Source organism: Pseudorhodoferax soli (assembly GCF_003337555.1).
Classification (GTDB): domain Bacteria; phylum Pseudomonadota; class Gammaproteobacteria; order Burkholderiales; family Burkholderiaceae_C; genus Pseudorhodoferax; species Pseudorhodoferax soli.
The window spans coordinates 137,904-150,636 of sequence record NZ_QPJK01000010.1 but is presented as its reverse complement, the minus strand read 5'-3'; the positions used below and the strand labels follow the sequence as shown (position 1 = coordinate 150,636).

Annotated in this window: 16 protein-coding genes; 5 read left to right on the top strand and 11 right to left on the bottom strand. The window is 68.4% G+C overall.

Annotated features, from left to right (window positions below):
* Complete coding sequence (locus DES41_RS30055; protein WP_114471302.1) at positions 1-402, bottom strand: Zn-ribbon domain-containing OB-fold protein; 402 nt, start codon at positions 400-402, stop codon at positions 1-3.
* A 132-nt stretch (positions 403-534) separates the two neighbouring features.
* On the opposite strand from DES41_RS30055, the gene DES41_RS30050 reads away from it, so the two are divergent.
* The 3 genes from DES41_RS30050 (at position 535) to DES41_RS30040 (ending at position 3,604) form a co-directional block, all read left to right on the top strand.
* Entirely contained in the window at positions 535-1,959 is a 1,425-nt protein-coding gene (locus DES41_RS30050) for an FAD-binding oxidoreductase (RefSeq protein WP_114471301.1), read from the top strand.
* Between the two features lie 154 nt (positions 1,960-2,113).
* Entirely contained in the window at positions 2,114-2,716 is a 603-nt protein-coding gene (locus DES41_RS30045; protein ID WP_114471300.1) for a tetratricopeptide repeat protein, read from the top strand.
* A 57-nt stretch (positions 2,717-2,773) separates the two neighbouring features.
* A complete protein-coding gene (locus DES41_RS30040; protein ID WP_114471299.1) occupies positions 2,774-3,604 on the top strand; it encodes a hypothetical protein in 831 nt (276 codons plus the stop codon).
* Positions 3,605-3,646: 42 nt separating this feature from the next.
* On the opposite strand, the gene DES41_RS30035 is transcribed toward DES41_RS30040, so the two are convergent.
* From DES41_RS30035 to DES41_RS29995, 9 genes are all read right to left on the bottom strand, one after another.
* Positions 3,647-4,381 carry a class I SAM-dependent methyltransferase gene (locus tag DES41_RS30035; RefSeq protein WP_114471298.1) on the bottom strand — a complete coding sequence of 245 codons (735 nt, stop codon included), beginning with the start codon at positions 4,379-4,381 and terminating at the stop codon, positions 3,647-3,649.
* Complete coding sequence (locus DES41_RS30030) at positions 4,381-5,313, bottom strand: ParB/RepB/Spo0J family partition protein (protein WP_114471297.1); 933 nt, start codon at positions 5,311-5,313, stop codon at positions 4,381-4,383. The genes DES41_RS30035 and DES41_RS30030 overlap by 1 nt, the downstream gene beginning before the upstream one ends.
* A gap of 78 nt (positions 5,314-5,391) precedes the next feature.
* A complete protein-coding gene (locus tag DES41_RS30025) occupies positions 5,392-5,940 on the bottom strand; it encodes an RBBP9/YdeN family alpha/beta hydrolase (RefSeq protein WP_114471296.1) in 549 nt (182 codons plus the stop codon).
* Positions 5,937-6,701 (bottom strand): ParA family protein, encoded by a 765-nt coding sequence (locus DES41_RS30020; protein ID WP_114471295.1) that lies wholly within the window; start codon positions 6,699-6,701, stop codon positions 5,937-5,939. Before DES41_RS30020 ends, DES41_RS30025 begins: the two co-directional genes overlap by 4 nt.
* A complete protein-coding gene (locus DES41_RS30015) occupies positions 6,701-7,312 on the bottom strand; it encodes a LysE family transporter (protein WP_114471294.1) in 612 nt (203 codons plus the stop codon). Before DES41_RS30015 ends, DES41_RS30020 begins: the two co-directional genes overlap by 1 nt.
* A gap of 31 nt (positions 7,313-7,343) precedes the next feature.
* Entirely contained in the window at positions 7,344-7,988 is a 645-nt protein-coding gene (rsmG, locus tag DES41_RS30010; protein ID WP_114471293.1) for a 16S rRNA (guanine(527)-N(7))-methyltransferase RsmG, read from the bottom strand.
* Positions 7,985-9,913 (bottom strand): tRNA uridine-5-carboxymethylaminomethyl(34) synthesis enzyme MnmG, encoded by a 1,929-nt coding sequence (gene mnmG / locus DES41_RS30005; protein ID WP_114471292.1) that lies wholly within the window; start codon positions 9,911-9,913, stop codon positions 7,985-7,987. The genes rsmG and mnmG overlap by 4 nt, the downstream gene beginning before the upstream one ends.
* Positions 9,910-10,329, bottom strand: coding sequence for a type II toxin-antitoxin system VapC family toxin (locus DES41_RS30000; RefSeq protein WP_114471291.1), 420 nt, complete (start codon positions 10,327-10,329; stop codon positions 9,910-9,912). Before DES41_RS30000 ends, mnmG begins: the two co-directional genes overlap by 4 nt.
* Position 10,330: 1 nt before the next feature.
* Positions 10,331-10,735 (bottom strand): type II toxin-antitoxin system Phd/YefM family antitoxin, encoded by a 405-nt coding sequence (locus DES41_RS29995; protein ID WP_245965926.1) that lies wholly within the window; start codon positions 10,733-10,735, stop codon positions 10,331-10,333.
* Here DES41_RS29995 and DES41_RS29990 point away from each other — a divergent pair.
* Entirely contained in the window at positions 10,656-10,943 is a 288-nt protein-coding gene (locus DES41_RS29990; protein ID WP_114471289.1) for a YkgJ family cysteine cluster protein, read from the top strand. The genes DES41_RS29995 and DES41_RS29990 overlap by 80 nt on opposite strands.
* Here the strand turns inward: DES41_RS29990 and DES41_RS29985 are convergent.
* Positions 10,932-11,849, bottom strand: a complete 918-nt coding sequence (locus DES41_RS29985) for a LysR family transcriptional regulator (RefSeq protein WP_114471288.1) — start codon at positions 11,847-11,849, stop codon at positions 10,932-10,934. The two genes, DES41_RS29990 and DES41_RS29985, sit on opposite strands and share 12 nt — an antisense overlap.
* A 109-nt stretch (positions 11,850-11,958) precedes the next feature.
* Between DES41_RS29985 and DES41_RS29980 the strand changes: the two genes are divergently transcribed.
* On the top strand, positions 11,959-12,729 hold the full coding sequence (locus DES41_RS29980) for an SDR family NAD(P)-dependent oxidoreductase (RefSeq protein WP_114471287.1): 771 nt from the start codon (positions 11,959-11,961) through the stop codon (positions 12,727-12,729).
* Positions 12,730-12,733: the final 4 nt, after the last annotated feature.

Genomic DNA, 12,733 nt, shown 5'->3' with positions numbered 1-12,733 from the left:
TCAAGCCCCCTGCACCGCGTCGAACACCACCAGCGCGTCAGCGCCCTCGCGCTGCAGCACGCGCGCCTTCACGCGCTGGCCGATGCGCACATTGCTGGCCGGCACGCCTTCCACGCGGCTCATCAGGCGCACGCCTTCGTCCAGGTCGATCAGCGAGACGTTGAGGTCGCCGCCGGCCTCGGGCTTGCGGCGCACCGTGGTCACGGAGTAGACGGTGCCGGTGCCCGCGGGCGCAACGAGTTCGAGCGCGCCGCTGCCGCAGTGCGGGCACAGCTCGCGCGGGTAGTAGACGTGCTGGCTGCAGTCGCCGCAGCGCTGGATCAGGAAGCGGCCCTGCCGGAGCGCGGCCTGGTGGCGCACCAAGATGCCGCCAGCGGCATCGGGTTGGGTGATGGTGGTCATGGAAGGAGCGTGTCTCGTCGGGTTTCGAACGGACGCAAGCATGCCGCCCGAGGCCGGCCGGCGCCATCCGTATTTGGTGAACAGGGTGTTCGGGCCACTTCTAGAATGGCAGCCCTTCTCGGAGACAAACCCATGAACGCTCCCGCAACCACCGCCCAGTTGATCCCCGAATTCCACCCGCGGGAGGTGCCTGCCGTGCTGATCGAGGCGCTCAAGGCGCGCTTCGGCGAGCGCTGTTCCACGGCGCTGGTGGTGCGCGAGCAGCATGGTCGCGACGAGTCCTCCTTCACCGTGCCGCCGCCCGCGGCCGTGGTGTTCGCCGAGAGCACCGACGATGTGGCGCAGGCCGTGCGCCTGGCCGCCGCGCACGCGGTGCCGGTGATCCCGTTCGGCGTGGGCTCGTCGCTGGAAGGCCACCTGCTGGCCGTGCAGGGCGGCATCAGCATCGACGTGTCGCGCATGAACAAGGTGCTGGCCATCAACGCCGAAGACCTCACGGTGACGGTGCAGCCCGGTGTCACGCGCAAGCAGCTCAACGACGAGATCAAGAGCACCGGCCTGTTCTTCCCGATCGACCCCGGCGCGGATGCCTCGCTGGGCGGCATGGCGGCCACGCGCGCCAGCGGCACCAACGCCGTGCGCTACGGCACCATGCGCGAGAACGTGCTGGCGCTGGAGGTGGTCACGGCCCAGGGCGAGGCCATCCGCACCGGCACGCGGGCCAAGAAGTCATCGGCCGGCTACGACCTCACGCGGCTGTTCGTCGGCAGCGAGGGCACGCTGGGCGTGATCACCGAGGTCACGCTCAAGATCTACCCGCTGCCCGAGGCCGTGTCGGCCGCCATCTGTTCGTTCCCGAGCATCGAGGCGGCCGTGCGCAGCGTGATCCAGACCGTGCAGCTGGGCGTGCCCATCGCGCGCGTGGAACTGATCGATGCGAACACCGTGCGCATGGTCAACGCCTATGCCAAGCTGGGCCTGCGCGAGGAACCCATGCTGCTGATGGAGTTCCACGGCTCGCCGGCCGGCGTGAAGGAGCAGGCCGAGACGGTGCAGGAGATCGCTGCCGAGTTCGGCGGCAACGCCTTCGAATGGGCCAGCACGCCCGAGGAGCGCACGCGGCTGTGGACGGCGCGGCACAACGCCTACTTCGCGGCCGTGCAGTCGCGCCCGGGCTGCAAGGTGATCTCCACCGACACCTGCGTGCCGATCTCGCGCCTGGCCGACTGCCTGCTCGACTCCGTGGCCGAGGCCGACGCCAGTGGCATCCCCTACTTCCTGGTCGGCCATGTGGGCGACGGCAACTTCCACTTCGGCTACTTGCTGGACCCAAACCTGCCGGAAGAGCGCGCCAAAGCCGAGCAGCTCAACCACGCCCTGGTGGCGCGCGCACTGCGGCTGGAAGGCACCTGCACGGGCGAGCACGGCGTGGGGCTGCACAAGATGGGCTTCCTGGTGGACGAGACCGGCGCCGGCGCGGTGGAGATGATGCGGACGATCAAGCGGGCGCTGGACCCGCAGAACATCATGAACCCGGGGAAGATCTTCTCCCTCTGAACGCCGGAGGCAGCGCAGCAGCGTGCATCCTTCACACAAAAATCCCAGCCGCCGTCGCTGAGATTTTGTCAAAATTGGTTACTCTCCGACTTGACATGCAGGGGTTTCTTGCATGTCGAGACATACAGTTGCCGCTTTTGTGATGGGGTGCCCAATGATCCGCACGCTTTTGCCTCTTGCCGCAGTGGCCCTCGCGGCTTGCGTGCAAGCGCCGCCTGCCGCGCCGGAGCAGCCGGCCATGGTCCGGATCTGTGACGACAAGGGCTGCTCCGACCGCCCCCGCAACAGCGCAAGCTTCGACGCCACGCGCGACACCAATCCAGAACAGACGCGGCGCATCGCCGCTCTGTCTGAACTCGGCAACAAGGACCCGCGCGCCGCCTACGACCTGGGTCTGCGTTACTTCCGTGGCGATGGCGTGCCGCAGAACAGCTACCAGGCCTTGCAATGGATGCGCAGCGCCGGTGAGCGTGGCCATCCGCAGGCGCAACTGGCGCTGGGACGCTTCTACCTGATGGGCCTGGAAGAAATGGGCTCCGATCCCGCAGAAGCCGAGAAATGGCTTTCCCTGGCCGCCGGACGCGGCAACAAGGAAGCCACCAAGTTGCTCGCCGAAGCCTCCGCCGCCAAGAAGAAGAACCAGGCCGACTACAAGGCCTGGGTCGACCTGAACCGAACTGCCTGGTACGGCTACTGGCAGACCGGCTACACGTACTACTGGGACTGGCGCCCGACCGGCTGGTACTACCGGTATTGACCGCAACCCCGGCTGCCCTCCACTTTCCTTTACCCATCTCTTGCTGAAAGCCAAGCCATGAACACCTCCTCCTTCCTGCGTCCCGCCGTCGTGGTCGCCTCCATCCTGGCCCTGGCCGGCTGTGAAACGCCTGGCGGCGGCAAGATCACGACCGGCAGTGCGCCCACGGCCGTGACCGGCGGTGCCGCCGGCGGATCGAGCGTCGGTGCCAACCCGGCGCTGGAGCGCTGCGATGCACCGATGGGCACGCTGGCCGTGGACGACGGCCGCGGCAAGGAGTGGTATGCCAGCTTCGGCGCGGCCACCAAGGTCACGTCGATCGAGCCGCTGCTGCGGCTGGCCGTGCAGCAGTCCAACTGCTTCGTGATCACCTCCATCGGCAACAACCGCACGGAGAGCAAGCTGTCTGCCATCACCGACAAGCAGCGCAACTCCGGCGAGTTCCGCGCAGGGTCCAAGCAGGAGAAGGGCCAGCGCGTGGCGGCCGACTACTTCCTGGAGCCGGCCATCATCATCGACAACGACTCCACCGGCAAAGTGGCTGCTGGCTTGGGCGCCTTCCTGCCCGGCGGCTTCGGCGCGCTGGCCGGCAGCATGGAAAGCAAGGCCTCGGTCGTGACCATGACGCTGTTCGACATCCGCTCGGGCGTGCAGATCGGCATCTCCGAAGGCAATGCCACGGCCACCAACTTCGGTGCCGCACTGGGTGCCTTCGGCGGCGGCGCTGCAGCCGGCCTGGGCGGCTTCTCGCGCACGCCCGAGGGCAAGGCCACGGTGGCGGCCTTCATCGATTCCTGGAACTCGATGGTGATCTCGCTGCGCAACTACAAGGCGCAGGAGGTCAAGGGCGGCCTGGGCCGCGGTGGCGTGCTCAAGGTCGGCCAGTAAGCCTGCCCTGCGCCCACCGGAAACCGCCTTCGGGCGGTTTTTTCATGCCCGGGTGAAGGGCAGCTGGTACAGCCAGACCGGGCGGCCGTCCGCGCCTTGCAGCCTGGCCGTCGGGCGCAATGCGGTGGCCTCGAACTCCAGGCTGACCAGCCAGGCGCCCGGCGAGAGTTCGGCCTCGGCCTTGGCCACCGCGCGCGCCATGCTTTCGGGCCGCTGGAACAGGTAGACCAGCGCACAGGGGCGCCAGTCGGCACGCCACATGTCACCCTGGCGCACCTGAGCCCAGGGGCAGCGCAGGGCGCAGGCCAGGCGCAGCGGCCAGCTCCACTCCACGCCATGCAGTTCAGCCTGAGGATATGTCCAGTGGAGCGCCTGGAGGCCGTGGCCCAGCCCGCAGCCAGCGTCCAACACCCGGGCCCCTGCCGGCAGTGGCGCGCGGTCTGCCAGGCCTTGCAGTGCATTGGCAGGGGTGGGGAACAGCGGCGCATCGCGCCAGGCGTTGAGCGGATAGACGAGGGCCAGCAACGCCAGCGGCAACAGCCAAGCCCACGCCGGCCAATGGGCCGCATTGCTCAGCAGCACGGCCAGTGGAAACCCCAGCGCGATCAGCGCCCGGCGCCACAGGCTGCTGCCCAGCACGCTGGCCAGGACACCGGCGGCGCTGGCCAGCAGCAGTGCGAGCCATGGGGTCCAACCCAGGCCCTGCAGCGCGCGGTACAGGCCCCAGGCCAGCGCCCAGGCCAGCACGGCAGGCAGTGGCCAGGGCAGCCGCGGCATCAGCGCGCGACCGTGGGCGACAGCTTTTCGATCAGGCCGTTGAGTTCTTCGAGCGAGCCGAACTGGATGCTCAGCTCGCCCGCCTCCTGCAGGCGGCCGCCGCGCTTGACGCGCTTCTTGATGCGGATCTCGACATCGGCGGCGAACAGGTCGGACAGCTCCTCCTCCACCCGCTTCAAGTCGCGAGACTTTTCCTTCTTGGGCTTGGGCGAGGTCAGCGTGAACTCGGCCGACAGCTTCTTGGCCAGGCTCTCGGCCTCGCGCACCGACAGCTTCTTGGCAGAGATCTGGTTGCCGGCCGTGATCTGCGTGGCCCGGTCCAGCGAGAGCAGCGCGCGCGCGTGGCCCATGTCCAGGTCGCCCGCCATGAGCATGGTCTGCACCGGTTCGGCCAACTGCAGCAGGCGCAACAGGTTGCTGGCGGCGCTGCGCGAGCGGCCGACGGCCTGGGCCGCCTGCTCGTGCGTCATGCCGAATTCCTTGACCAGACGCTGCAGGCCCTGCGCTTCTTCCAGCGGGTTGAGATCTTCGCGCTGGATGTTTTCGATCAGCGACATCGCCGCCGCGGATTCGTCGGGCACGTCGCGCACCAGCACCGGCACCTGGTCCAGGCCGGCGAGTCGCGCTGCGCGGAAGCGCCGTTCACCCGCGATGATCTCGTACTTGCCGGCGTGCTCGCCCGCGGCCAGCTGGCGCACCAGGATGGGCTGCATGATGCCCTGCGCCTTGATGCTCTCGGCCAGTTCGTACAGCGCGCCTTCGTCCATGCGCGTGCGGGGCTGGTACTGGCCGGGCACCATGGCGTCCAGGTTCAGCGTGGTGGGCTTGCCGTCGGCAGCGCCGCCGCCCTCGGTGGCCGGCGTGTCGGCGACGGTGGGGCCCAGCAGGGCTTCCAGTCCGCGGCCCAGGCCCTTGGGTCGTTTGGTGACCATCTCAGCGCCGCCCGGCCGCCCGAAGGCGCTGGAGCGCCCCGGAGGGCAGCGATACACGCAGTGGTGGGCGTGGGGTTGTCATGTGGTTGCTTTCTTGAGTTCTTCGAGGAGCGCACGTGCGGCCGGCCAGTCGCCCAGGCCGGACTCGGCGTTCAGGTGGCCGCCGGTGCCCATGTCGTGGTAGGCCGCACCCCAATCCTGCGCCATGACCTGGGCGCGCTCCTGCGCGCAATAGGGGTCGTCGGAGCTGCCCAGGAGCACGCTGGGGAAGGGCAGCCGGCTGCGCACGATGGGTGCCCAGCCCGGAAGCAAGACGCGCAGATCTTCGCGTTCGACATCGCCGGGTGCGACCAGCAAGGCGCCGCGCACGCGCGCCGTCAGCCGGCTGTGGTCGGCCCAGGCCGCGACCTGGATGCAGCCCAGGCTGTGGGCGGCGAGCACCGCCTGCTGGCCGGGCGGCAGGCCCAGCAGCACTTCGTCCAGGCGCGCCAGCCAATCACCGCGCAGCGGCCGCATCCAGTCGTGCTGCTCGACGCGGCGGTCGCCGTAACGCTCCTCCCACAGCGTCTGCCAGTGGCCGGGGCCGGAGCTCTGCCAGCCCGGCAGCGTGAGCACCACGACGCTCATCGAGCGCGCGCCACCATCTCGCGCGCAAAGCTCAGGTAGGCCTGGCTGCCGCGCGCGGCGGGATCAAACACCACGCCCGGCAGGCCGTAGCTGGGCGCTTCGGCCAGACGCACGTTGCGCGGGATCACGGTGTCGAACACCTTGTCGCCGAAGTGGGCCTTGAGCTGGTCGCTGACCTGCTGCTGCAGCGTGATGCGCGGGTCGAACATCACGCGCAGCAGGCCGATGATCTTGAGGTCCTTGTTGAGGTTGGCGTGGACCTGCTTGATGGTGTTGACGAGGTCGGTCAGCCCCTCGAGCGCGAAGTACTCGCACTGCATGGGCACGACCACGCCGTGCGCGGCGCACAGGCCGTTCAAGGTCAGCATCGAGAGCGATGGCGGGCAGTCGATCAAGATGAAGTCGTAATCGCCCTGCACCGCTTCGAGCGCCTGCTTGAGCCGGCGCTCGCGCCGCTCGATGCTGACCATCTCGACTTCGGCACCGGCCAGTTCGCGGCTGGCACCCAGCACGTCGTAGCCGCACTTCTCGGATGTCACGCGCACCTCGGCGATGCTGGCGGACTCCAGCAGCACGTCGTAGACGGAGAGTTCCAGCGCCCGCTTGTCGACGCCCGAACCCATGGTGGCGTTGCCCTGCGGGTCCAGGTCGATCAGCAACACGCGCTGGTCGGCACGCACCAGGCCGGCGGCCAGGTTCACGGTCGTCGTGGTCTTGCCCACGCCGCCCTTCTGGTTGGCAATGCAGAAAACACGCGCCATCACTGCACCGCCAGTTTGATGCCGAAGCCGACCAGGAACAGGCCGGCGATCTTCTCGAGCGCGCCGGAGATGCGGCGGTTGGCGCGCAGGCGCTCCGCCAGGCGGTGCGTGAGCAGGATGGCCACCAGGCTGTACAGGAAGCCAAGCACCGCGATGGTGGCTGCCATGACGCCGAACGTCACCATGCCTTGATGGCGAATCGGATCGATGAACAGCGGGAAGAAGGCCATGTAGAAGACGATCGCCTTGGGGTTGAGCAGCGTGATCATGAGCGCCTGGCGCAGGTAATGGCGCGGCTGCATCTGCAGCACCGGTGCGTCGCCCGGCTTGGCGCGCAACATGCGCAAGCCCATCCAGGCCAGATAGGCTGCGCCCAGCCACTGCACGGCATGGAAGGCTGTCGGGTAAGCGGCCAGCACGGCCGCCACGCCGGCCAGGGCCAGCCACAACAGGATCTGGTCCCCGAGGATGATGCCGGCTGCGCAGGCGAGTCCGCCGCGCAGGCCACCCTTGCTGGTGGACGTGATCAGCGCGAGGTTGCCCGGTCCGGGAATCATCAGAAAGACGACGATGGCGGCGACAAATGCGCCGTAGTCAGCAATGCCGAACACGGGGATCTCCTAGGGGAAGCAGGCCGCGAGTTTAAGCGGCGGAGGGTCGCATCCAGACGATGCAGCGCTCGGCATCTAGGCCTGGAACCTGCAGATGTTCCACGTGAAACACTGCCACCTCGGGCGGCAAAGCGGCGATCTCTTCCAGCGGCTCCTTGCCCTTCATGGCCAGCCACACCGCGCCCGGTTTGAGCGCGGCGCGCGACCACGTGGTGAAGTCCAACAGCGAGGCAAAAGCGCGGCTGGAAACGATGTCGTACCCCTGGCCCAAACCCTCCACGCGCGCGTGCAGGCCCCGCAGGTTGGGCAGCTTGAGCTCCACCGCCACCTGCTGAACGAAGGCCGCCTTCTTGGCCACGGTGTCCACGCAATGCACCTGCAGCTGCGGATGCAGGATGGCGAAGACCACGCCGGGCAGGCCGGCACCGGCGCCGACATCGAGAAGCGCTGGCGCTTCAGCGCCCTGCTCCTCCAGCGCGCGTCGCAGTGGCGGCACCGCCGCCAGGCAATCCACCAGATGCTGCGTCAGCATCTGCTGCGGGTCGCGCACGGCGGTCAGGTTGTAGACCTTGTTCCACTTGGCGATCAAGCCCTGGTAGTCCAGCAAAGCATCGGCCTCCGCATCCGACAGCACCAGGCCAATTGCCTGCGCAGCTTCGAGCAGACGACCCTTCACGCGCTGACGGCGCGGCCGCGCTTCTTCAGGTGCACGAGGAGCAACGAGATCGCCGCCGGTGTGACCCCGGAGATGCGCGATGCCTGGCCCAAGGTCTCGGGCCGCTGCTTTTGCAGCTTCTGTCGCACCTCGATCGACAGCGCCGGCACGGCCATGTAGTCGAAATCCTCGGGCACACGCAAGGATTCCAGATGCGCTGCGCGCTCGACCTCTTCCTTCTGCTTGCCGATATAGCCGGAGTACTTGGCGGCGATTTCGATCTGCTCGACTTCCTCCTCGGCCAGCGTTTGCTCCGGCATGAACCGCCCGCCATCCAGCGACATCAGGCCAGCGTAGTCCACGCCCGGGCGCCGCAGCAGGTCGCCCAGGTTGTACTCGTGCTCGATGGCCTTGCCCAACACCCGTTCCGCCTCCGCGATGGCCAGATTGCGCGGGCTCACCCAAAGCGAACGCAGTCGCTCTGTTTCACGTGAAACAGCGTCGCGTTTGCGGCTGAAAGCGTCCCACCGCGCATCGTCCACCAAGCCCATCTGGCGACCGGCCTCGGTCAGCCGCATATCGGCGTTGTCCTCGCGCAGTTGCAGCCGGAACTCGGCACGGCTCGTGAACATGCGGTAGGGCTCGCTGACACCTTGGGTCACCAGGTCGTCGACCAACACGCCCAGGTAAGCCTGGTCGCGGCCGGGCAGCCACGGGTCACGGCCCAGGCACTGCAACGCAGCGTTGGCGCCCGCGAACAGGCCCTGGGCCGCTGCTTCCTCGTAGCCGGTCGTGCCGTTGATCTGTCCGGCGAAGAACAGGCCCTGGATCGCCCGCGTCTCGAAGTTGTTCTTGAGGGCTCGCGGATCGAAGTAGTCGTACTCGATGGCGTAGCCGGGCCGCAGGATGTGCGCATTCTCCAAGCCCGGCATGGAACGCACGAGTGCGTACTGGATGTCGAACGGCAGGCTGGTCGAGATGCCGTTGGGATAGAACTCGTGGGTTGTCAGGCCCTCGGGCTCCAGGAAGATTTGGTGGCTGTCCTTGTCGGCGAAGCGGTTGATCTTGTCTTCCACGCTCGGGCAGTAGCGCGGCCCCACCCCTTCGATCTTGCCCGTGAACATGGGGCTGCGGTCGAAGCCGGAACGGATGATGTCGTGCGTGCGCGTGTTGGTGTGCGTCACCCAGCATGGCATCTGGCGCGGGTGCATGTCCGCCCGGCCCATGAAGCTGAACACCGGCACGGTGTCGCGCTCGCCGCCCGGCATGCCGTCGCCAGGTTGCTCGCTGCACTTGGAGAAATCGATGCTGCGCCCGTCCAACCGGGGCGGCGTGCCGGTCTTCAGCCGGCCCTGTGGCAGCTTCAGTTCCTTGAGACGTGCACTCAGCGACTGCGCCGGTGGGTCACCCGCACGGCCGGCCGCATAGTTGTTCAGGCCCACATGGATCTTGCCGTCCAGGAAGGTGCCGGCGGTCAGCACCACCGTCCGGCCCCGAAAGGCGATGCCGACCTGCGTCACGGCGCCGACCACGCGGTCGCCCTGCACCATCAGGTCGTCCACCGCCTGCTGGAACAGCCAGAGGTTCGGCTGGTTTTCCAGCATGCGGCGGATCGCGGCCTTGTAGAGAACGCGGTCGGCTTGGGCACGCGTGGCGCGCACCGCCGGGCCCTTGCTCGAGTTGAGGATGCGGAACTGGATGCCGCCCTCGTCCGTGGCCAGCGCCATGGCGCCGCCCAGTGCGTCGACCTCCTTGACGAGGTGGCCTTTGCCGATCCCGCCGATCGACGGGTTGCAGCTCATCTGCCCCAAGGTCTCGATGTTGTGGGTCAAGAGCAGGGTCTTGCAGCCCATGCGCGCCGCGGCCAGCGCGGCCTCGGTTCCGGCATGGCCGCCGCCGACGACGATGACGTCGAATTCCTGGGGGTGGGTGTAGGGGGTGCTCATGCGGTGATCAATCGGGTTTTGAGGCCGGCGGCCTCGGCGGCGGCCGCCTGCCGGCGGTCAGCTGTGACGAACAGGTCGACAGCGGCGTGCTGCGCCGAGCCGATGTGCAGGGCGTCCATGGCGCGCAGCCGTGCCCGCTCCATGGCGGAGATGGCGAGCGCCTGGACGCGCGGGTCGAGTGGCACCAGCGAGAAATCCTCGAAGTCACGGTGCACGTCGGCCATGATGCGGGCATAGGCGTCCATGTCGACCAAGCCATCATGGCGCTGCCTGTTCAATGCCGACGCCACCTCAGTCAGGCAGTGCGCCGCCACGCAGATCTCCCGGGCAGCATCGCTGAGCGCGGCCACCTCGTCGGTGCCGGATTCCGCCGCGTAGCGCTTGTACAGCGCGGATGTATCGAGCAGTAGACGCATGTCAGTAGCGCGCCTGCTCGCGGTCTTCAATGATGAGCTGCGCCCCCGTCTTGCCGTCTGGACGCGCGATCTGCAAGGGCTCGATCTTGCGCTTCCAACTCGGCACGCGCTCGGTTGCGCTGTCGCGCACCGGGACCAGATCGGCCACGGGCTTGCCATGGCGGAGGATGCGCACGGTTTCGCCCTGCTCGACCAGGTCGAGCATGGCCGAGGCGTTGGCGCGGAATTCACTCAGGGGCAAGGTTTGCATCTGTACAACTTTCGAAGATCTGTACATTTTATCGGCCGAGGTGAGTCCGCGCCATGCGTGGCCGACAATCCCCTGCATGCCGCTTCCGGACGCCCCACCCTCTTGCCGCAGCGGCTGCGGCGCCTGCTGCACCGCCCCGTCGATCAGCTCGCCCATCCCCGGCATGCCCCACGGCAAGCCGGCCGGCGTGCCCTGCGTTCAGCTCGACGACAAGCTGCGCTGCCGCATCTTCGGTTCGCCCGATCGTCCCGCCGTCTGCGCCAGCCTGCAGCCCTCCCACGAGATGTGCGGCCGCGATGCCGGCGGTGCAATGGCCTGGCTCACGCGGCTGGAGGCCGCGACGGCGCCCGCGTCAGGGCGCTGATGCAGGCGGCGCCAGGTAGGGCGCCAGCACTTCCGCCAGCCAATCCATGAACACGCGCAGCCGCCCTGGCAGCTGGCGCCGGTGCGCGTACAGCAGCGTGACGGGCAGGCCCGGCGCACGCCACTGCGGCAGCACCTCCACCAGATCGCCCGCCTCCACATGCGGCCGCAGCGCGATGGTGGGCGCCTGGATCAGCCCCAGACCCGCCAGGCAGGCCGCGCCGTAGGCCTCGGAGTTGTTGACGGTCACGCTGCCCTGCATCGGGATGCGCCGCACGGCGCCGCCCTCCTCCTCCACCTCGAAGCCGGCGCTGCGCACGCCAAGCCGCGTCGCGTAGTGCACCAGCCGGTGCCGGGCCAGGTCGTCCAGCGTCTGCGGCAGGCCGTGCGCCGCCAGGTAGGCGCGGCTGGCCAGGTTGTGCTGCAGGAGCATGCCAAGCGGCCGCGCAACCAGGTCGGATGCGTCGAGCGGCCCCGTCCGCACCACGCAGTCGAAGCCGTCGGCCACGAGGTCCACGCGCCGGTCGGTGCTGGAGAGCTCGATCTCCAGCGCCGGGTGCAAGGCGAGGAAAGCCGGCAGGCGCGGCAGGACGGCGCGGTGCGCCATGCCCAGCGACATGTCGACGCGGAGCCGGCCGCGCAACGCCTGGCCCTGGCGGAACATGGCCTGCAGATCGTCGAAGCTGGCCAGCATGTCCTTGCAGCGCTCATAGCAGGCCTGCCCGTCGTGCGTGAGCACCACACGCCGTGTGTTCCGGCGCAGCAGCTGCGTGCCCAGTGCTTCCTCCAGCTGTTTGACCGACTTGGACACACTGGCCTTGGGCAGGCCCAGGCTGTCGGCAGCCTGGGTGAAGCTGGACAGCTCGGCCACGCGGGTGAAGACCAGCAGCAGTTCGGGGCGGACCATGGGCGCTCACTGTTCGTTTTGGACGAACAAATCTATCACTTCAAGCGTCTTTTTCTCCTTGCAGCACATCAATAAAGTCAGGCCCATCGCAACCCAACCGGAGTACTCCATGACCACCTCGACCCACACCCCCATCGCCATCGTCACCGGCGGCAGCCGCGGCCTGGGCCGCAACACCGCACTCGCCCTGGCCCGCCAGGGCACGGATGTGGTGCTGACCTACCAGCGCAATGCCACCGAGGCGGCCGCCGCCGTCGCCGACATCCGGGCCCTGGGCCGCCAGGCCGTCGCGCTGCAACTGGACGTGGCCAACGTGCGCAACTTCCCCGGCTTCGCCGCCGCGCTGCGCACCGCGCTCGGCGGCACCTGGGGCCGCGAGCGCTTCGACTTCCTCGTCAACAACGCCGGCACCGGCGTGCACACCCCCTTCGCCGAAACCACCGAGGCGCAGTTCGACCAGATGGTCGACATCCACCTCAAGGGCGTGTTCTTCCTGACGCAAGCGCTGCTGCCGCTGATCGCCGACGGCGGCCGCATCGTCAACCTGTCCTCGGGCCTGGCCCGCTTCGCGCTGCCGGGCTATGCGGCCTATGCCACGATGAAGGGCGGCGTAGAAACGCTCACGCGCTACCTGGCCAAGGAGCTGGGCCCGCGCGGCATCCGCGTGAACGTGGTCGCGCCCGGCGCCATCGCCACCGACTTCGGCGGCGGCGCGGTCCGCGACAACGCCGAACTCAACGCCTTCGTCGCGGCGCAGACCGCGCTGGGCCGCGTTGGCCAGCCGGACGACATCGGCCCGGTGATCGCCTCGCTGCTGGCGCCCGGCACGGGCTGGATCAACGCCCAGCGCGTGGAAGCCTCGGGCGGCATGTTCCTCTGAAGCG